We start from the raw sequence: 19569 nt of genomic DNA on the forward strand, positions 1-19569 counted from the left end.
AAAGAAGACGTAAAGTAAAGTTAAAGGAAGAAGTTATCAAAATCATGTTTAAAAAATTTAGGTTTGCGACCCGGAAATTATTTTTTTTGCCTATTATCAAGCAGTATATATGATCAATTATAACCCGAAAGAATGGTTTACGTTTATTTTTCGCCTTCATAAAGCGGACACCGTCAGAAAGCTGTTTCCTATGTTCATTGCGCTTTCTGTCTATTCAGCTTTCATCGCCTGGCTGGAGCTGGAAGTATGGAAACTATCGGCCAACAGTGAAATTTCCAAGATATCGCTGATGCATGGATTGCTGAGTTTTGTGATTTCCATGTTGCTGGTATTCCGTACCAACACCGCATATGACCGTTGGTGGGAAGGTCGCCGGCAGTGGGGCGCCCTTGTCAACAGCAGCCGCAACCTGGCGATGAAGATACAGGCGATGTTACCTGCAGACAACCACGCCGACCGGTTATTCTTTAAAGTGATGATTCCGAATTTTGCCTATGGTTTGAAAAATCATTTACGGAAAACCTACCTGCATGACGAAATGGAAACCATTCCGGGAGTGGAGCCACAGCACATGGATATCAGTAAGCATGTACCTAATCAGCTGGCCCAGCTGATCACCGGCAAAACCATGGAACTATATCGCAACGGGCAATTGACGGGCGATCAGCTGATTTTGCTGAACCCTGAGTTACAGTCTTTTGCTGATGTATGTGGCGCCTGTGAGCGTATTAAAAATACGCCTATCCCTTTCTCCTACAGCGTTTTTATTAAAAAGTTTATATTCTTCTATGTGATGTCTATGCCTTTTGCCTATGTATTCAGCCTGGGGTACCTGATCATTCCGATGATTGTGTTCATCTTCTTTGTACTGGCGAGCCTGGAACTGATTGCAGAAGAAATTGAGGATCCGTTTGGCAAAGACGCCAATGATCTGCCCATAGATACTATTTGCAGCAATATCCGACTGCATGTATCAGAATTATTATAACGACTGTCCCGGCAGCGTGCTATTTTAACTTATTTTCGCAGATAGAGGCAATTTGTACATGGAAAATGAAGCTTTACTGGAAAAATTCCAGACACTGACAGAAGAAAAGAATTACCGCGAACTGTCAGTATATCTGGACGACCAGCTGATAACGGATATAGCCGAACTGATTCACGAAGATCCTGATGAAGCAGATGTCATCATTAATAACCTGTCGATCAGCAGAGCGGCAGCGGCTTTTCGTATCCTGGACTTTCCATTGCAGGAAGATGTTATCCGCACTTTATCGGCCGCTAAAATAGCGGAGCTCATGAATGAGCTACCGGCGGATGACCGTACAGCCTTCCTGGAAGAGCTTCCGAGTGAGGCGGTAAAAGAACTGATCAAGCTGCTCGACCCGGAAGAGCGGCGTATTACCCTCTCTCTCCTTGGTTACAAGGAAAACAGTGTGGGTCGTATCATGACGCCCGATTACATCGCAGTACGGGAAGAGTGGACTGTGAAAGAGGTGCTGGATTATATCCGCGAACATGGTAAGGATAGTGAAACGATTGACGTAATATATGTGATTGACGAAAAGGGACACCTGCTGGATGACTTCCGGATCAGGGAGTTCCTGCTCGTATCCCCGGATACCGTGGTGCATACCCTCATGGATGACCGGTTTGTGTCGCTCCATGCCAACGATGACCAGGAAGAGGCCATACAGGTTTTCCGGATGGAAAACAGGGTAGCCTTGCCTGTAGCAGATGATCAGGGCATATTGCTGGGTATTGTGACCATTGACGATATGTTGTGGATCGCCAACGAAGAACATACAGAAGATATTCAGAAGATAGGTGGTACCGAGGCACTGGATGAACCCTACCTCGATATGCCTATCCTGAAACTGATTAAAAAGCGTGTAGGCTGGCTCGTAGTATTATTTATCGGAGAAATGCTGACTGCAACTGCCATGGGCTTCTTTGAAGACGAAATTGCCAAGGCGGTAGTGCTGGCACTCTTTGTTCCACTCATCATTTCCAGTGGAGGTAACAGTGGCTCGCAGGCTTCCACCCTTATTATACAAGCCATGGCCCTCGGCGAAATCACGGTAGGTGACTGGTGGCGCGTGATGCGCCGGGAAATCATTTCCGGTCTGATCCTGGGCGGAGCACTGGGCTCCATTGGCTTTATACGTATCCTGCTCTGGAATACTTTCTTCCACACTTATGGTATACACACCGTATTGATAGGCGCTACAGTAGGCATTTCCCTGGTAGGCGTGGTGCTCTGGGGTACCCTTTCCGGTTCTATGCTGCCATTGGTATTAAAGAAATGTGGTGCGGATCCGGCTACGTCCTCTGCCCCCTTTGTGGCCACCCTGGTGGATGTTACCGGGTTACTGATCTACTTTACGGTAGCATATACTTTGATGAAAGGAATCTTGTTATAGCTTTTAGCCGTTAGCTTTTAGCTTTTAGAAAATGCAGCGAAGAAGGTGTTATATGGTCTTCGCTGCATTTTCTAAAAGCTAAAAGCTAACGGCTAAAAGCTCCTAATAACATATCTCTTTTAATGTCGTTCCATCCTTATTCTTTCTTACAATAAACAATCGGTCATATTCATTCTCCCCGATAGAATCCGTATGAGGCCTTGCTCTCAGGCTATGCAAAATGGGGATAATGGTATTGGAATGGCCTACTACCAGGATACGTTTGCCCCAGTCTTCATGCCGGGTTACCTGGTAAATAAAGGATTCACCGCTGGTATCGGCGGCATAAAAGCAGGTATCCAGGTGTAAGTGAATCCGGAGACTGTCGGCGGTAGCCACCGATCTTTTATAAGGCGTAATGTAGATTTTATTCAAACCGGAATCTTTCAGCAACCGGTATAGTGCCCCTGCTCGTTCCTCACCGGCTATCGTTAAGGTAGAATCCGGGCCTGGGTTCCTTTCTGCATGCCTGATCACGTAAAATGTACCGGTTAAAAAGGTAGTATCTTCTGATACCAACACGGGCTGCCGGGCTGGTCTTCCGGGCTTACAGGCCACAAAGAGCAAGAGGGAAAGTAAGATTGGCAGTATGCGCATAGAGCGGATTTAGAGCAGATGACCGCAGTACGTCCATCCAAAAGTTACGGCAATTTATGATTAAACCGTTACATTTATTCCCCAACAAAATAATGAACCGATATGAGAAAATGGGTATTACCCGCCATTATTTTTTTATCAGCCAACCGCATCTATGCCCAACAGGCAGGCCCGCTTACTGTAGAAAAGATTATGCGCGATCCTAAATGGATAGGAACTTCTCCTGATAATGTTTTCTGGGGCACTGACAATCAGACCGTCTATTTCAGCTGGAATCCCGACAAAAATCTGACCGACTCTCTTTACTATACCGGTATTAAAAACAATACTCCCCGCAAAACGGCTGCAGATGAGCGCGCGCTCATCACTGCCCGGTCAGGTGGTACTTACAATACCGATAAAACATTACTAACGTATAGCTATGAGGGGGATATTTATTTACTGGAGATAAGAACCGGTAAGACCACCCGCATCACCAATACTACTGCCACTTCTCTCAATCCGGCATTCAGCTTCGGCGGCAAACAGGTGGTGTTTCAGCAAAACCGTGACCTGTATGCCTGGGATCGTGCATCTGGCCTCATCAGCCAGCTGACCAGCTTTGACACCGGCAGCAAACCTGTTGAAAAAGAAGAGAGCCAGAAAGGCAATGCAGAAGAGAAATTCCTGAAAGCCCAGCAACTGGAGCTGATGGAGGTGGTTCGTGATAAGAAAGCCCGCAAAGATGCGGCTACCGCCTTTAATAAAGCACATGAAAACAAAACGTTAAGGCAACTGTATCTGCAGGGTAAAAGACTAATGAACCTGCAAATCAGTCCTGATGGCCGTTTCATTACCTACAGCCTGTTCAACGCTCCTGCCGATGCCCGCAATACCATTGTACCGGAATTTGTAACGGCTTCCGGCTATACAACGGATATCCCCTCCCGCGATAAGGTAGGTGCACCACAAGGCACTTTTGAAAGTTATGTGTACGACCGGCAGCGCGATACCGTGCTTCCTGTTAAAACAACCGACCTTCCAGGAATCAAAGACCTCCCGGACTACGTAAAAGACTATACGAAGAAAGACACACCGCATGTAAGAGACGTGGTGATGAATGGTCCTTACTGGTCAGACCAGGGCACTCATGCCATAGCAGATATCCGTTCACTGGATAACAAAGACCGTTGGATTGTATTGCTGGATGCAGCTACCGGCACCTTAAAAACACTGAACCGCCAGCGTGATGAAGCCTGGGTGGCCGGTCCCGGTATTGGCTGGACCATGGGTGGCGCCAACATTGGCTGGATAGATGAAAATACCTGTTGGTTTCAATCTGAAGCCACCGGCTACTCCCACCTGTACACCAGCAACGTAAATAATGGAACGGTTACCCCACTAACCAGTGGCAATTATGAAGTACAGGATGCACAACTATCTCCCGATAAAAAATATTTTTATCTCAGCACCAACGAAGTACATCCGGGAGAAAAACAATTTTATCGTGTAGGCATTTCCGGTGGCAAAGCTGAAAGGATTACCACCTTACCTGGCGCTAATGAAGTAAGTGTTTCACCCGATGGCAAATGGCTGGCCTTCCGTTATTCCTATTCCAATAAGCCCTGGGAGCTATATCTGCAGCCTAATACGCCGGGAGCAAAGGCGGTACAGGTTACCAACCTGGCACAGTCCGACGAGTTTAAAACATACCACTGGCGCGATCCGCAGGTAGTCACTTTTACAGCACGCGACCAACAGCCGGTATATGCCCGGTTATACACACCGGACCCGGCCAAAAATAACGGGGCTGCTGTCATCTTTGTGCATGGGGCAGGTTACCTGCAGAATGCACATAAATGGTGGAGCAGCTATTTCCGGGAGTATATGTTTCATAACCTGCTAACGGATAAAGGCTATACGGTGCTTGACCTGGATTACCGTGGCAGTGCGGGTTACGGCCGCAACTGGCGCACCGGTATTTATCGTTATATGGGAGGAAAGGATCTTGATGATGAAGTAGATGGCGCAAAATATTTGGCCGAAAAATTGCAGGTGGACGCGCAGCGCATCGGTATTTATGGCGGAAGTTATGGTGGCTTCATGACCTTGATGGCCATGTTTACGAAGCCCGGCGTATTTGCTGCCGGAGCAGCTTTACGCTCCGTAACCGACTGGGCACATTACAATCACGGTTATACCAGCAACATACTGAATGAACCATTTACAGACAGTATTGCTTACCGCCGCTCCTCTCCCATCTACTATGCAGATGGACTGAAAGGTAAATTGCTGATGTGCCATGGAATGATAGATACCAATGTGCACTTCCAGGATATCGTACGTTTATCACAACGTTTGATTGAATTAGGAAAAAATAACTGGGAGTTGGCAGTATTTCCGGTAGAAGATCACGGATTTACTACACCCAGTAGCTGGACAGATGAATATAAAAGAATACTTTTGTTATTCGAGAGTACACTCTTGAAATAATGGAGCATTTTAAATTTTTTTATTTAGTTACTAAATAAAAAAAATACAAAAGGGAATACAGTGAATGATGTCAGGTGAATGTTAAGATATCTTAATTTTCATCGGAATCGTTTCTGTATTCCCTTTTTCATTTTACATTCGGACCACGTAGAATGCCATGCTGACCATATCTTTAACTTAAACAATATTCACATTTTCTGATGTGATTTTAACAATTAATGCGATATTGCAATGATAAACCTTAGCACAAATCCAAAAACCTTATGTGTGGAATAGTAGCTTATATCGGGCAGAGAGAAGCCTACCCGGTAGTATTGAAAGGCCTTAAAAGACTGGAATACCGCGGATACGACAGCGCGGGTGTAGCCCTGATCAACAATGGGTTGCAGGTATACAAAAGAAAAGACAAGGTGGCTGCCCTGGAAGAATTCGTGGCAGGTAAAGACATGCGGAGTCATATTGCTATCGGGCATACCCGTTGGGCAACACATGGCGAACCCTGTGACCGCAATGCACATCCCCACTTATCGGGCGATGGTAAACTGGCCATGATCCACAATGGCATCATTGAAAACTATATTCAGCTGAAACAGGAACTGGTAAAACAGGGCCACACGTTTAAGAGTGATACTGACACAGAAGTACTGCTGCACTTCATTGAAGAAATCAAAAAACAAAATCAGTGCTCACTGGAAGAAGCACTGCGCATCGCTTTAAAACGTGTGGTAGGCGCTTACGTGATTGTACTGATAGATGAAGATAATCCGGATACCCTCATTGCTGCCCGCAAGGGAAGCCCGCTGGTAATAGGTGTAGGTAAAGGAGAACATTTCCTTGCATCAGATGCCTCTCCCATCGTTGAATACACGAAAGAAGTAGTGTATGTAAACGATTATGAAATAGCCATCATCAAAGCCGATGAACTGATCCTGAAAAATATTTCCAATGAAAGACAAACACCTTACATACAGAAGCTGGATATAGAGCTGGCTGCTATTGAGAAAGGTGGTTATGATCATTTCATGCTGAAGGAAATATTTGAACAGCCGCAAACTATCTTCGATAGCTTACGTGGTCGTTTGGATGCCAAACATGGTACACTTACCATGGGTGGTATGCGGGAGTATGCTGATATCCTGAGCAATGCCAAACGCATTATCATTGTAGCCTGCGGTACCTCCTGGCATGCGGGGCTGGTAGCAGAATACATGATTGAGGAATTGTGCCGTATCCCGGTTGAAGTAGAATATGCTTCTGAATTCCGTTACCGCAACCCGGTAGTAGGGGAAGGCGATGTAATCATTGCAGTATCCCAGTCCGGCGAAACAGCTGACACACTGGTAGCTATTGAAAGTGCCAAGGAAAAAGGCGCCATCATCCTCGGTGTTTGTAATGTGGTAGGTTCTTCTATTGCGCGGTTGTCGCATGCGGGTGCCTATACACATGCTGGCCCTGAAATAGGCGTTGCCAGCACCAAAGCATTTACCGCGCAGCTGGCCGTTCTTTGCCTCGTAGGCCTGAAACTGGCTGTCGACAAAGGTACCATCACCCCACAACGTTTTCAGCACCTGCTGGATGAACTGGACCAGGTTCCTGAAAAAGTAGCTACCGCGCTGAAACTCGATGATCAAATCAAAGAGGTGGCCGCCAAATATAAAGATGCACGCGACTTCCTTTACCTGGGCCGCGGATATAACTTCCCGGTAGCCCTCGAAGGAGCGCTCAAACTGAAGGAAATTTCCTACATACACGCAGAAGGTTATCCTGCTGCAGAAATGAAACATGGCCCTATTGCCCTGGTGGATGAACATCTGCCGGTAGTGATAGTAGCCACAAAAGACAGTTACTACGAAAAAGTAGTCTCCAATATCCAGGAAATTAAAGCCCGCAAAGGCAAGGTGATAGCAGTCGTAACAGAAGGTGATAACACCATTCCCCCAATGGCGGATGATGTAATTTTTGTGCCAGCCGCAGATGAAATGGTAGCACCCATCATCTCTGTAATACCTTTACAGCTGCTCGCCTACCATATAGGTGTATTAAAAGGACTGGACGTAGATAAGCCCAGGAATCTTGCAAAATCTGTTACAGTAGAATAAATAGCTTTTAGCCATTAGCTTTTAGTAAATAAAGCGGATATCAAATAACGTAATCTTTGCTGCATTTCCTAAAAGCTAAAAGCTAATGGCTAAAAGCTCCAAAGATGTATCCTCATGAACAATATCCAAAAAAGACCCCTCTCCGATCTGGGGTATAACTTTATTGAAACCACGTTACCGAAAGGCAAAGACGAATATTATCTCCGTAATGAACAATGGAGCAGACAAGATCAGTACAGGAAGTTAACAGCATATGAAGTAGAGGCGCTGGTACGCAATGACAATACTTCTGACGACTGGAATATTATTTTTGTATCCAACGAATTTAATCCGCAACTGGTACAGCACTGCCACTTTTTTGGCATGGTGCGTATCGGAAAACTGGAGCCATATTACCTGGAATTCCATAACCTGCGCATGCCGGTAGGCTTATATAACAGCACGATCTGCGCCTGCGATTTCGGGGATAACGTAGTGGTACATAACGTTAATTATCTCTCCCATTATATACTTGGTAATGAAGTCATCGTAGCCAATGTAAACGAAATGGCAACAACGGACTATGCCAAATTTGGTAATGGTATTCTGAAAGAAGGAGAGCAGGAAAGTGGCCGCATATGGATGGAATTGTGCAATGAAAACGGTGGCAGAAGTGTGATGCCATTTGATGGTATGCTCCCCGGAGATGCCTACCTGTGGACCCGCTACCGCGATGATGAACAATTACAGCATCAGTTCAAACTGTTTACCGAAAAACAATTCGACAAAAGACGCGGCTACTATGGCATGGTGGGTGATCGTACGGTGATCAAGAATTGTAAAATGATCAAAGACGTTACCATTGGTACCGATGCTTACCTGAAAGGCGCCAACAAACTGAAAAATCTTACTATCAACAGTAACAGCGAAGCTTCTTCACAAATCGGAGAAGGATGCGAAATGGTGAATGGCGTAGTAGGTTTCGGCTGCCGGGTGTTTTACGGCGTAAAAGCAGTGCGCTTTGTGATGGCTTCCCATTCACAGCTGAAATATGGCGCCCGTCTTATCAACTCCTATCTCGGTAACAATGCCACCATATCCTGCTGCGAAGTACTGAATTCACTGATCTTCCCGGCACATGAGCAGCATCATAACAACTCTTTCCTCTGTGCTGCACTGATTATGGGACAAAGTAATATGGCGGCAGGTGCTACCATTGGCTCCAATCACAACTCCCGCGGAGCAGATGGTGAAATCATTGCCGGCAGAGGGTTCTGGCCCGGCCTCTGTGTGAGTCTGAAACATAACTCCCGCTTTGCCAGTTTCACGCTGATCTCCAAAGGCAATTACATGTCAGAACTGAACATCCCCATTCCGTTTAGCCTGGTGGTAAATGACGAACATGCTGACCGGTTGAAAGTAATGCCTGCCTACTGGTTCCTGTATAATATGTATGCTATTGCCAGAAACTCCTGGAAATATGTAGACCGCGATAAACGCACCGACAAAATTCAACATATTGAATACGATTACCTGGCACCTGATTCTGTAGAAGAATTATTCCAGGCGCTGGCTATCATGGAAACCGCTACCGGAAAGGCCTGGTATGCACTACCGGAAAATGCATCAAAGAAAGAACTAACGGAAAAGGATATACGCAAAAAAGGGAAGGACCTACTTAAAAACAACCTGGAAGAAGTAGCTAAACTTACCATCCTCACCAAAGGTTTTGAAAACAGTACCCGCGATGTGGAACTGCTAAAAGTACATCGTGCCTATCCACTGTTCCAGGAGATGATTGTACTATATGGCATCAAAAACATCCTGGCTGCCAACAAACCTTCTTTCCTGGCATTACAGGCTGCGGTAAAAACCGCTAAACGCGGCGACTGGCTCAACATAGGTGGCCAGTTAATGAAAGCTGAAACAGTAGCTCTCCTTAAAACAAAAATTAAAAAGAACAAGATCAGTGGCTGGCCTCAACTGCATACGGCCTACGAAGAAATAGGAAATGAATATGCAGCAGATAAGCTTCAACATGCAGTGGCCTGTTTACTCGAAATAAAAGAAGTAGCCCTGAAAAATATGACCACCGCTGATCTGGCACAATGGATGAACGACTCTGCGGCGACCATGGAATGGATCACTGCACAGATAAAACGCTCCAGGGAAAAAGATTATAAAAATCCGTTCCGTCAGCTGGCATATGAAAGCGAAAAAGAAATGAATGCCGTAATAGGTAGCCTGGAAGATAATAGCTTTATTAAACAGACAATTTCCGATCTTGCCGACTATAAAACAAAGGTTAACCAAATTATAGGCGAATGGGAACTGTAGAAAAAATAAGATGCAGCTGGTCTACCAAAGACAAGTTATACCAGGACTACCACGATGAAGAATGGGGTACTCCTAATCATGATGATCAGCATCTTTTTGAAATGCTTTGCCTGGAAGGCGCACAAGCCGGCCTAAGCTGGTATACCGTACTCACAAAAAGAGAAAACTACCGCAAAGCATTCGATAAATGGGATGCTAAAAAAATAATAAAGTATGACGAAAAAAAGGTTGAGCAGCTGATGCAGAATGAAGGCATCATCCGCAACCGCCTGAAAATAAATTCCGTCATCACGAATGCGAAGGCTTTCCTCGCCGTGCAAAAAGAATTCGGCAGCTTCGATCAGTATATCTGGTCTTTTGTCAATCACAAACCCATTGTGAATCATTACAAAGGCATGTCTGGTGTTCCTGCGAAAACACCTATATCAGATGCCATGAGCAAAGACTTGCTGAAACGTGGGTTTAAATTTGTGGGATCTACCATCTGTTATGCCTATATGCAGGCTACCGGCATGGTAGATGATCACCTGGAAGATTGCTGGAAAAAGCACAAGCCCAAAAAATAATTTCCGGTAAGCGGGGCGTATCTGCAACAAGATACCCCGCTTGCTAGTTAATCAGTATTTCACTTAACCCCTGATTACTGATAAATGCATAATCCGTCAGCGTATTCAAAAAGAAATACAACTGCCTTTTTTCCTTGTCCGACAGCGGTATACCATTCTTCACAAGCGGGTCGGTAGTGGTGGTCGTCTTTACACCATGATCATAGAAGTCAAATACCTGGTAAATATCGAAGAAACGACCATCGTGCATATAAGGGGCGCTTTTGAGAATATTGCGCAGGGAAGGCACCTTAAAACGAAGATTATCATCTGTATTACCGGTGACTTTCATTCTACCCACATCATTCAATGCAGGCAGGTAAGGCAACCCGTTACTCCGGTAGGTTAAATCTGTAAACAACGGTTCTTTATGACAGCCCGCGCATTTTTCCTGGAAAATGGTATATCCGGCTTTTTCTTCTTCCGAAAAAACAGCACCCGGTAGTTTCAACATCACGCTATCATACCTGGAACCGGCAGATACCATGGTGGCAACAAACTGTGTAAAAGCCTTGAACATGCGTTCGCTGGTAATTTCTTCCGAACCAAATGCCGCTTTAAACTTGCTGCGGTAGGCTGTATCGGCCTGCATTTTCTGTAACAGCTCCTTCAGATCCACCGCCATTTCGTTATGGTCTGTCAGTGGCGTAAGTGGTTGTATTTCCAGGTGATTTACGCCACCATCCCACATAAATGCTTTTTGCCAGATCATATTAAACAGTACCGGAACGGAACGGTTTCCCTGCTGCCCTCCTACGCCATGTGCCAGCGCATGATCAAAATGACCAAAGGCGGCAAACTGCTGATGACAGAACCCGCAGGAAACAGTACTATCTTTTGAAAGGCGGAAATCGTAAAACATAAACCGCCCCAGCGCCACACCTGGTTTAGTGAGTGGGTTACGGGAAAAATCATATACCGGCTTAGGAAAGTTGGCTGGCAGTTGCAGCAGGTAAGGCTCAGGGCCGGCGGCACTATTCTTCCTGACACCGGCCTGCACCAGTATCAGCAAAAGGCAGAAAGCCCCCGCGATATATATTCCTTTATGCCTCAATCCTTAATAGTGTTGACTTTGGTAATACCGGTTACCTGGAACATGTGCTGATAATTGCCAGCTACCTGTCTTGCTTTCATGCCCGGTGCCATGATCACGGCTATGTTTTTAAAACTTACAGTATCTGGTAAAAACCATTTTTCCACATCAGCACTCAGGTGAATGCAGGGCTGGTTGCTGGCAGTGATAGTAACTGCCTGTGGAAATGGAAGCGATACATATTTCAATACCTGGTCTTTGGATTTATAACCACCGACATGAAACAAAAATTCCTTCGTGGGTGAAGCAATAGCCGTTGAATGTCCTTCTATCTGCGCCATGATATAACCACTGTTCCAGGTCCAGAACATGCCTGTTTCTACCGACAATGCGCCTGATTGTACCCCGCTCATATTGCGGATGCTATCTACCCCTATCAGGAACCGGATGCATTTATACTGCCCGGCAGGAACGTTGTCTAACCGTATTGTTGTAGAAGTATTTATAGCATCATCTACCAGAAAATAAGCAGGCGGTAAAACCACCGTATCACCACTGGCAGACTCCAATGAAAAATTACTGAGGAAATAACGGAAACGGCTGATCGTAAAAGGCTCTCCGGCAGCATTGATATAAGTTACCTGATTTCTTACCAGGGGTTGCTGTCCCATTATATGTTTAATAGATAATTGCAGAGAAGAAGATGCCCGGTGGGTATCAGGAGAGGTCTGCGCAAACAGGGTGTTTACCAGCAGGAACCAGCAAGCATAGGCAATAAAAATCCGCAAAACCATGGTGTCCTCTTTTGTGTAAGGAAGTTACATGTTTTTGCGGATTATGTATTAAAAAGAAATCAATTGATTAGATCCTCTTATAGCCTTTCCAGCCGTACAGGAATACGATGGCAAAGCAGAAAGTAGGAATGCCGTAAGAGACAGCCAGCGATTGCCATTCCGTTACAATGCCCATTATATAAGGTACGGAAGCACCACCTACAATTGACATTACCTGGAAGGAAGCACCACGTTTGGTATGTTTTCCCAGATCTTTTACTCCCAACGCAAAAATGGTGGGGAACATAATAGACATAAAGAAGAAAACAGCAATTAACGCATATACAGACGCTGCACCGCTACCAGTCATTACAAAAGCACATAATGCCACGTTAATAAATGCATATAGTGCCAGTAAGTGATTAGGGGCAATTTTACGCATCAGCGCTGTGCCTACAAAACGGCCGCCCATGAATAACGCCATCCCTATTGCTAACAGGTAAGATGCTTTTTCAGTGGTAATACCATGCCAGTAAGCAGTTACATAGTTAATAAATAAGGCCCCCACACCTACCTGTGCTGCCACATAAAAGAACTGCGCTACCACGCCCAGCACAAAATGCCGGTGAGCAAAAAGCGGACGGGTATCTTCCATTACCTCTTTTCCTTCCTGCTCCGCTTCTTTAATTTCCGGTAAAGGTGTTTTATAGAAGAAAGCTGCAATCAGCAAAACAACAATCCCAATCACGATATAGGTCAGCTGCACGGTAGTCAGATCTCCTTTGCCGCTACCGAAAAATAATTTACCACCAATGATAGGTCCCAGGAAAGAACCAAGACCATTAAAGCACTGTGATAAATTTAAACGTTGCTCAGAAGTTTCTTTAGCACCCAACACAGTTACATAAGGATTGGCAGCCGTTTCCAGACAAGCTAATCCACAGGCCAGTATAAATAATGCCAGCAAAAAGAAATCGAAATTAAGCGCACTTGCAGCCGGATAAAAGAGAAAGGCACCGGTAGCATACAGCAACAGACCCAGGATGATTCCTTTCTTGTAGCCGAATTTGTTCATAAACATCCCCGCCGGCAACGCCATGAGGAAATAAGCACCAAAATAGGCCCCCTGCAATAATGTAGAACGCTTGGTCGTAATATTCAATACTTCCTGGAAGTGCTTATTCAGCACATCCAGCAGACCATAGGCCAGGCCCCATAAAAAGAACAGGCTGGTTACTAAAATAAACGGGAACAGGTAGCTACCCGGTTTAACGCCGGTATCTTTACTGCTGGTATAGGTGGAATTACTTACTGCGCCTCCGGCCATAACGAAGAATTTAATGTTTCAGGTGAATGTATATTGATAACGTGTGTTGGCTCTTTATCCTTAGCTGATGGATCTGTCGAGATGCGTGTAACCGCCATCTACGTATACTATTTGTCCGGTTGTATGTGATGAACGTGGTGACAGCAGGAATACAGTGGTATTGGCAATTTCTGCAGAGGTAGTCATTCTTTTTTCGAATGGAATTTTGGCGGTAATGGAAGCCAACTTCTCCTGTGGATTTGGTAAAGAGTTGATCCATGTTTCATACAGCGGCGTCCATACTTCAGCAGGAATCACGGTATTAATACGCACAGCGTATGGCAGCATTTCTACTGCCCATTCACGGGTCAATGCATTGATCGCTCCTTTGGAAGCCGCATAGCCGCTGGTGTTACCCTGTCCGGTGCTGGCTACTTTAGATCCGATGTTTACAATGTTTCCTTTGGTAGCTTTCAGGTAAGGCAATGCAAAATGAGCCAGGTTGTAGTAGTGGGATAAGTTATTCTGCAGTGACTGCATGAACTTTTCCGGGCTACCGCTTTCCAGGCCTACGCCATCATTGGCACCGGCGTTGTTTACCAGGCCATCAATTTTACCATACGTGGCTACAGTTTCAGCGATCACTTTTTTACAGTCTTCCACTTTCCCCAGTTCTGCAGTAATAGCGAGTGCTTTACCGCCAGCGGCGATAATTTCGTTTACTGTTTTTTCGTTATCCGCCGTGCTTCTGCCGGCAATGACAGCAATGCCGCCTTCTGCCGTGATTAGTTTGGATATTGCTTCTCCAATTCCTTTGGCGCCACCGGTAACAATAATCACTTTCTCCTGTAATCCTAAATCCATAGTATGTATGATATTATTTTTTATAGATGATAAAATGAGAGCGCGTTTCCTCCCATTATCTGGTTTTGTTCTGTTGTTGATAAGGTGCTGATAAAATCTGTAACGATTCCTTTTACCTCGTGGTATTCCGCTGCCAGCAGGCATACGGGCCAGTCAGAGCCATACAGCAATCTGTTTGCACCAAAAGCTTCGAGCGCCACTTCCAGGAATGGCCTGAAATGTGCCGGCTCCCACTGCTGCCAGTCGGCTTCTGTTACGAGGCCACTCAGCTTGCAGTATACATGCGGCGACTGTGCAATGCGGCGCATATGTGCAGCCCATGTTGCCAGTTCACCGGCTTTTATATCCGGCTTGGCGAGATGATCTATGATCAGCGCCTGCTCCGGAAACTGTAATACAAATTCTTCTACTGCAGGTAACTGTTTCGGATATACGAGAATATCATAGGTAAACTGATGCTGCGATAACGCTTTGATACCACGGCAAAAATGTTCTCCCAGAATAAACCGGTTATCTTTTTCTCCCTGTACAATATGGCGAAAGCCTTTCAGCTTCGGATGAGCTGTATACTGTAACAGTTGTTCATTGATATTATCGGCGCGGAGGTCTATCCAGCCTACTACTCCTTTAATGATATCATGCTTTTCTGCGAGCGACAATAAAAAGGCGGTTTCATCTGCTGATTGATCTGCCTGTACGGCAATACAACCGTGAACACCATTGTCTTCCAGCACCGGCGCCAGATGTTCCGGTAAAAAATCCCGGCGGATCACCTGCATGGAATCATCTATCCAGGCGTCGCGGACAGGCTCATATTGCCAGAAATGTTGGTGTGCGTCAATAACCATGTAAAGATTGAATTGAGAATTACGAATTGAGAATTACGAATTACGGATCTGTGGGTAGATATAAGCAGCCTTCGCGTTTACTATCTTCGCACAGATTCGTAATTCATAATTCCTGATTCGTAATTCATATCCTATAATGCAAAGATTTGATCCATAATAATCCACTTCTCTCCTTCTTTCGCTACCGGCAATGCCTGCTGGTATTTCCACATCAGCTGCTCCCATACCTGTACGGCAGGATTAGCGGCATCCATGGCATCTTTACGTTCAAAAGAGAAGGTATCGTCTACTTCCATGATCATAAACAGGCGGTTGCCGGAACGGTAAATATCCATTACGGTAATACCACTGTCTGTGATACTCTTCTTAATTTCAGCAGATACGTTGCGATGATACGCTTCATATTCGTTGATCATCTGCGGGTCATCTACCAGGTCCAGTGCCAGACAATATCTTTTCATAATTACTATTTATATGCTACGGCTGTTTGTTTGGAAGTACCCAGGCCATCGATACCCAGTTCAATTACATCGCCCGCTTTGAGGAATACCTGTGGATTCATGCCCAGGCCCACGCCTGCCGGTGTACCGGTAGAAATGATATCTCCCGGGAGCAGGGTCATAAACTGGCTCAGATAAGCTACTACAAACGGAACATTGAAAATGAAGTTAGAGGTGTTACCGTCCTGCATTTTCTGACCGTTAACAGTCAGCCATAAACGAAGATTGTTTACATCTGCTATTTCATCTTTGGTAGCCAGCCATGGACCCAGGGGAGCAAACGTATCGCAGCTTTTACCCTTCACCCACTGACCACCTCTTTCGATCTGGAAAGCTCTTTCGCTATAGTCGTTATGCAAACAGTAACCGGCCACATAATCCAACGCATCTTTTTCTTCTACATAACTGGCTTTTTTGCCGATAACTACTACCAGTTCTACTTCCCAGTCAGTTTTCTGACTGTTGCGTGGAATCACCAGGTCATCATTCGGACCTACCAGTGCGGAAGTGCTTTTGAAAAATACGATAGGTTCTGCCGGAATAGCCGCATTGGTTTCCCGGGCATGATCAGCATAGTTAAGACCAATACAGATAATTTTGGATGGGCGCTGAAGAGGCGATCCCAAACGGGTACCGGCAGGCACCTGCGGGCATTCGCCGGCATGTGCGGAAAACCATTTGGACAGGCGGGCCAGTCCATCAGTGGCGAAGAATTTTTCTCCGAAATCTTCACCAAATGCACTTACGTCAAACATACCTGCATCTGTTACAACACCCGGTTTTTCTTCTCCCGGTAAACCAAACCTGATCAGTTTCATTTCAATATTTTTTTATTGTTAGTCTTACTTTATTTCTTTCAATGTTTTCACCTGCAATCTTCCATTTTCCACATGCAGATCTATCACCGGTTCTGCTTTACCATCTGCTACAAAAGAGAAGTATACATGATCCACCTCTCCTGTTGGCTGGATCACCGCTTTAGATCCTTTTGGAACAGGCATATACATGCTCTTTCTGAACCCGCCGTATTCTACATACAGCTCTACGCTGTCTGGTGATGCATCCCGCTTAATTTCTGCAATAAAATCTGCCAGGATTTTTCCTGACTGGAAGTTCTTGCTATACTTCTGCAGCATGTCACCACCTGCGGTTACTTTACCAAGCCCCATGGAATCTTCCATATAGCTCCAGATACGCTTATCAGGAGAAGCAAACCATAATATTTTCAGATCGTTTTTTTCACTCACAGATGCGTGATAATAACGTGGCTGATGGTTCGCTTTCATCACCCCTACATAACAACTGTTGGGTGCATCCCATAATACCTTGTAAAGGTCTGCATCCGCGGCGTTGCTTAACAGGCTCTGTTCAAAGGTCTTTTCCTTTTCCTGACCATTTATTTTAAACTTAATGGTTACCTGCGCTGTATCCTTTTCACGGTCTTTAATTGTTACTGCTATTGTTCCTGCTGGCGTAGCAGGATGTACGGCTGCATCCGTTGTTGCGTTACCGTTAGCATTTTGATTCCCTGAATTACAAGCAGATAATACGGCTATTGCTATTGCCAGCCCTACTCGAAAATGTTGCATGATGTAAGTAAAAATTAATGAATGAATAACTTGAAAGATACGGGTAATCGTCCGCACTTTGAAACGGTCATTACATTAATTATTGAGCCTGATAAATCCACCATCAATCGGATAGTCGGTACCGGTAATAAATCCAGCCTCATCAGAACACAGGAATAAAGCCAGATGACCCACTTCCACCGGTTTCGCCATGCGGCCAATCGGTTGTGTTTTGCTCAGTTTTTCAAACATTTCTGCTTCTTTACCCGGATAGTTTTTAGCGATAAAACCATCTACAAACGGTGTATGCACCCTTGCCGGGGATACACAGTTGCAACGGATATTAGCGCCCAGGTAATCTTTTGCTACTGACAAGGTCATCGTCAACACCGCGCCTTTACTCATGGAATAGGCGAGTCTGTCCGGTATGCCCACACTCGAAGCAATAGATGCTACGTTGAGAATCACACCACCACCCTGTGCTTTCATTTGTTTAATAACTGCATACATACAGTTATAAGTACCTTTTACATTTACCTGGTATACCCTGTCGAAGTCCTGTTCACCTGTATTTTCCAGGTTACCCACATGGGCAATACCTGCACAGTTTACCAGGATATCCAGTTTGCCGGCTGTTTTCACAATACCCTCCATTACTCCTATCACGGCGGCCTGGTCGGCTACATTGCAGGCATGCACCGTCGCCTCACCACCTGCTGCTTTGATTTCTTCCGCTGTAGCTTTACCACCTTCCTCATTCAGCTCTATAATGTGCACCTGTGCACCCTGAGATCCAAATGTCTTCGCTATTGCCTGTCCTATACCGCTACCACCACCTGTGATAACTGCCACTTTATTATCTAATCTGAACAGTTCCATCATAAAAATTTTAAGGGTTCTAAAATACCTATTAATATAAGGTGATTGCAATTGTATTTTCACTGTATTTCATACTTTCTTGCCTAATTTTTGCAAAATTCAATAATTACGCAAGAATTTGGGCCTTTTTACGGAATTTTAAGCCCATGAGAATATTCGGGATACTCACGCTCCTGTGTGCCTTTTTAAGCCAGGCCAGTGCACAAAAAATATCGGTTAATAAATACGGATTAGCTGTGCTCAGCACCCGACAGCAATATGATCAGCTGATAAAAGCCGACAGTAATCAGCAGCTGGTGAACCTGGAACATTATATACCAGGCATTCAAAAAGACGTCCGGTATGCTACCACCAACAATTTCACCAAACAAAAGCTATATACCAAAACAGACATCTATATGCGGCTGCCTGCCGCCAAAGCGCTGAAAGCCGTACAGGAAGTATTGCGCAGGAAAGGATATGGCCTGCTGATCTATGATGCCTACAGGCCTTATCACGTCACAGAAGCCATGTTTAAGATCGTTCCGAACGACCTCTATGCTGCCGACCCCAGGAAAGGGTCGGGACATAACCGCGGCGTGGCGGTAGATCTGAGTATGGTAAACCTGAAAACAAATAAGCCCGTGGCCATGCCTACGGACTTCGATGACTTTACCTCAAAAGCACATGAGAACTATAACCCGGCAGATCCGGTGGTAGCAGCCAACCGCAAATTACTGCGGGATACGATGAAACAATTTGGCTTTAAAGGAAGTACCACAGAATGGTGGCATTATTATCTTCCTGATTATAAAAAATATCCGCTGATGGATATCTTCTTCTAAACCTACCGGATAACAACAGTATCTGTCCGGTTCGGAACACCCTCCCATTTAAGGTAGTAGGTACCCGCATCAGGAGGAATAAATACATAAGTTTTGGATAGCGTCACCGTCATCGCCGGGCAGGTAGTACAGGTGTTGTAAACCGATTCCGCTTTTATGGTAACAACATTGCCCGTCTTTGACTCCACCATCTTATTAATGGAATAGCAACTGCTGCCCAACGTGCAGGCCACATCAAAGAAAGCCCCATCCTGCCCCCGTATACCGGATGCAGAAGTACCCATATACCGCACACTCTTGATATTGGTTAATTGATATTGTGAACAGCTGTCTCCCCCTTTTTTACAGGCAGGGAAGATCAGCAACACCAGGAAGAGTATAAGCACCGTTCTCATCAGCCAAAAGTATTATTATCAAGTAGAA

The 19569-nt window shown here is 45.2% G+C and carries 18 protein-coding genes; 7 read left to right on the forward strand and 11 right to left on the reverse strand.

Translation table 11 applies throughout. The features are described 5' to 3' along the window. Positions 1–109: 109 nt before the first annotated feature. Together AB4Z08_RS29085 and mgtE are read left to right on the forward strand one after the other, a co-directional pair. Positions 110–988 (forward strand): bestrophin family protein, encoded by an 879-nt coding sequence (locus AB4Z08_RS29085; protein WP_441577303.1) that lies wholly within the window; start codon positions 110–112, stop codon positions 986–988. A gap of 58 nt (positions 989–1046) precedes the next feature. Further along, positions 1047–2423, forward strand: a complete 1377-nt coding sequence (gene mgtE / locus AB4Z08_RS29090) for a magnesium transporter (RefSeq protein ID WP_441577304.1) — start codon at positions 1047–1049, stop codon at positions 2421–2423. 102 nt (positions 2424–2525) lie between these two features. On the opposite strand, the gene AB4Z08_RS29095 is transcribed toward mgtE, so the two are convergent. Beyond that, positions 2526–3059, reverse strand: coding sequence for a histidine phosphatase family protein (locus AB4Z08_RS29095; RefSeq protein ID WP_441577305.1), 534 nt, complete (start codon positions 3057–3059; stop codon positions 2526–2528). A 102-nt stretch (positions 3060–3161) separates the two neighbouring features. On the opposite strand from AB4Z08_RS29095, the gene AB4Z08_RS29100 reads away from it, so the two are divergent. The 4 genes from AB4Z08_RS29100 (at position 3162) to AB4Z08_RS29115 (ending at position 10512) form a co-directional block, all read left to right on the forward strand. Then, the gene (locus AB4Z08_RS29100; RefSeq protein WP_441577306.1) at positions 3162–5531 is read left to right on the forward strand and encodes a prolyl oligopeptidase family serine peptidase; all 2370 of its coding nucleotides are present in this window, start codon (positions 3162–3164) and stop codon (positions 5529–5531) included. A gap of 263 nt (positions 5532–5794) precedes the next feature. After that, positions 5795–7630, forward strand: coding sequence for a glutamine--fructose-6-phosphate transaminase (isomerizing) (glmS, locus tag AB4Z08_RS29105; RefSeq protein ID WP_441577307.1), 1836 nt, complete (start codon positions 5795–5797; stop codon positions 7628–7630). Positions 7631–7744: 114 nt separating this feature from the next. Beyond that, on the forward strand, positions 7745–9946 hold the full coding sequence (locus tag AB4Z08_RS29110) for a DUF4954 family protein (RefSeq protein WP_441577308.1): 2202 nt from the start codon (positions 7745–7747) through the stop codon (positions 9944–9946). Next, positions 9934–10512, forward strand: coding sequence for a DNA-3-methyladenine glycosylase I (locus AB4Z08_RS29115; RefSeq protein ID WP_441577309.1), 579 nt, complete (start codon positions 9934–9936; stop codon positions 10510–10512). The genes AB4Z08_RS29110 and AB4Z08_RS29115 overlap by 13 nt, the downstream gene beginning before the upstream one ends. Positions 10513–10555: 43 nt before the next feature. Here the strand turns inward: AB4Z08_RS29115 and AB4Z08_RS29120 are convergent, their stop codons facing one another. From AB4Z08_RS29120 to AB4Z08_RS29160, 9 genes are all read right to left on the reverse strand, one after another. Further along, a complete protein-coding gene (locus AB4Z08_RS29120) occupies positions 10556–11605 on the reverse strand; it encodes a cytochrome-c peroxidase (protein ID WP_441577310.1) in 1050 nt (349 codons plus the stop codon). Further along, positions 11602–12378, reverse strand: coding sequence for an MbnP family protein (locus AB4Z08_RS29125; protein WP_441577311.1), 777 nt, complete (start codon positions 12376–12378; stop codon positions 11602–11604). The genes AB4Z08_RS29120 and AB4Z08_RS29125 overlap by 4 nt, the downstream gene beginning before the upstream one ends. Positions 12379–12445: 67 nt before the next feature. After that, positions 12446–13684 (reverse strand): sugar MFS transporter, encoded by a 1239-nt coding sequence (locus AB4Z08_RS29130; RefSeq protein WP_441577312.1) that lies wholly within the window; start codon positions 13682–13684, stop codon positions 12446–12448. A 60-nt stretch (positions 13685–13744) separates the two neighbouring features. Beyond that, positions 13745–14527 carry an SDR family oxidoreductase gene (locus AB4Z08_RS29135; protein ID WP_441577313.1) on the reverse strand — a complete coding sequence of 261 codons (783 nt, stop codon included), beginning with the start codon at positions 14525–14527 and terminating at the stop codon, positions 13745–13747. A 20-nt stretch (positions 14528–14547) separates the two neighbouring features. Continuing rightward, entirely contained in the window at positions 14548–15375 is an 828-nt protein-coding gene (locus tag AB4Z08_RS29140) for an amidohydrolase family protein (RefSeq protein WP_441577314.1), read from the reverse strand. Between the two features lie 131 nt (positions 15376–15506). Then, a complete protein-coding gene (locus AB4Z08_RS29145; RefSeq protein ID WP_441577315.1) occupies positions 15507–15836 on the reverse strand; it encodes an L-rhamnose mutarotase in 330 nt (109 codons plus the stop codon). Between the two features lie 5 nt (positions 15837–15841). Beyond that, on the reverse strand, positions 15842–16693 hold the full coding sequence (locus tag AB4Z08_RS29150) for a fumarylacetoacetate hydrolase family protein (protein WP_441577316.1): 852 nt from the start codon (positions 16691–16693) through the stop codon (positions 15842–15844). 24 nt (positions 16694–16717) lie between these two features. Beyond that, the gene (locus AB4Z08_RS29155) at positions 16718–17464 is read right to left on the reverse strand and encodes a hypothetical protein (protein WP_441577317.1); all 747 of its coding nucleotides are present in this window, start codon (positions 17462–17464) and stop codon (positions 16718–16720) included. A 75-nt stretch (positions 17465–17539) separates the two neighbouring features. Continuing rightward, the gene (locus AB4Z08_RS29160; RefSeq protein ID WP_441577318.1) at positions 17540–18322 is read right to left on the reverse strand and encodes an SDR family NAD(P)-dependent oxidoreductase; all 783 of its coding nucleotides are present in this window, start codon (positions 18320–18322) and stop codon (positions 17540–17542) included. A 146-nt stretch (positions 18323–18468) separates the two neighbouring features. Here AB4Z08_RS29160 and AB4Z08_RS29165 point away from each other — a divergent pair, with 146 nt between their 5' ends. Next, the gene (locus AB4Z08_RS29165; protein ID WP_441577319.1) at positions 18469–19146 is read left to right on the forward strand and encodes a M15 family metallopeptidase; all 678 of its coding nucleotides are present in this window, start codon (positions 18469–18471) and stop codon (positions 19144–19146) included. Between the two features lie 2 nt (positions 19147–19148). On the opposite strand, the gene AB4Z08_RS29170 is transcribed toward AB4Z08_RS29165, so the two are convergent. Beyond that, positions 19149–19541, reverse strand: a complete 393-nt coding sequence (locus tag AB4Z08_RS29170) for a hypothetical protein (protein ID WP_441577320.1) — start codon at positions 19539–19541, stop codon at positions 19149–19151. Positions 19542–19569 lie beyond the last annotated feature (28 nt).

This window comes from Chitinophaga sp. RAB17 (assembly GCF_052114225.1).
GTDB lineage: Bacteria > Bacteroidota > Bacteroidia > Chitinophagales > Chitinophagaceae > Chitinophaga.

What these genes read in the sequence shown, in the direction of transcription:
- AB4Z08_RS29085 (WP_441577303.1), top strand. Translation starts at nt 110, where the DNA reads ATGATCAATTATAACCCGAAAGAATGGTTTACGTTTATTTTTCGCCTT.
- mgtE (WP_441577304.1), top strand. Translation starts at nt 1,047, where the DNA reads ATGGAAAATGAAGCTTTACTGGAAAAATTCCAGACACTGACAGAAGAA.
- AB4Z08_RS29095 (WP_441577305.1), bottom strand. Translation starts at nt 3,059, where the DNA reads ATGCGCATACTGCCAATCTTACTTTCCCTCTTGCTCTTTGTGGCCTGT.
- AB4Z08_RS29100 (WP_441577306.1), top strand. Translation starts at nt 3,162, where the DNA reads ATGAGAAAATGGGTATTACCCGCCATTATTTTTTTATCAGCCAACCGC.
- glmS (WP_441577307.1), top strand. Translation starts at nt 5,795, where the DNA reads ATGTGTGGAATAGTAGCTTATATCGGGCAGAGAGAAGCCTACCCGGTA.
- AB4Z08_RS29110 (WP_441577308.1), top strand. Translation starts at nt 7,745, where the DNA reads ATGAACAATATCCAAAAAAGACCCCTCTCCGATCTGGGGTATAACTTT.
- AB4Z08_RS29115 (WP_441577309.1), top strand. Translation starts at nt 9,934, where the DNA reads ATGGGAACTGTAGAAAAAATAAGATGCAGCTGGTCTACCAAAGACAAG.
- AB4Z08_RS29125 (WP_441577311.1), bottom strand. Translation starts at nt 12,378, where the DNA reads ATGGTTTTGCGGATTTTTATTGCCTATGCTTGCTGGTTCCTGCTGGTA.
- AB4Z08_RS29130 (WP_441577312.1), bottom strand. Translation starts at nt 13,684, where the DNA reads ATGGCCGGAGGCGCAGTAAGTAATTCCACCTATACCAGCAGTAAAGAT.
- AB4Z08_RS29135 (WP_441577313.1), bottom strand. Translation starts at nt 14,527, where the DNA reads ATGGATTTAGGATTACAGGAGAAAGTGATTATTGTTACCGGTGGCGCC.
- AB4Z08_RS29140 (WP_441577314.1), bottom strand. Translation starts at nt 15,375, where the DNA reads ATGGTTATTGACGCACACCAACATTTCTGGCAATATGAGCCTGTCCGC.
- AB4Z08_RS29145 (WP_441577315.1), bottom strand. Translation starts at nt 15,836, where the DNA reads ATGAAAAGATATTGTCTGGCACTGGACCTGGTAGATGACCCGCAGATG.
- AB4Z08_RS29150 (WP_441577316.1), bottom strand. Translation starts at nt 16,693, where the DNA reads ATGAAACTGATCAGGTTTGGTTTACCGGGAGAAGAAAAACCGGGTGTT.
- AB4Z08_RS29155 (WP_441577317.1), bottom strand. Translation starts at nt 17,464, where the DNA reads ATGCAACATTTTCGAGTAGGGCTGGCAATAGCAATAGCCGTATTATCT.
- AB4Z08_RS29160 (WP_441577318.1), bottom strand. Translation starts at nt 18,322, where the DNA reads ATGGAACTGTTCAGATTAGATAATAAAGTGGCAGTTATCACAGGTGGT.
- AB4Z08_RS29165 (WP_441577319.1), top strand. Translation starts at nt 18,469, where the DNA reads ATGAGAATATTCGGGATACTCACGCTCCTGTGTGCCTTTTTAAGCCAG.
- AB4Z08_RS29170 (WP_441577320.1), bottom strand. Translation starts at nt 19,541, where the DNA reads ATGAGAACGGTGCTTATACTCTTCCTGGTGTTGCTGATCTTCCCTGCC.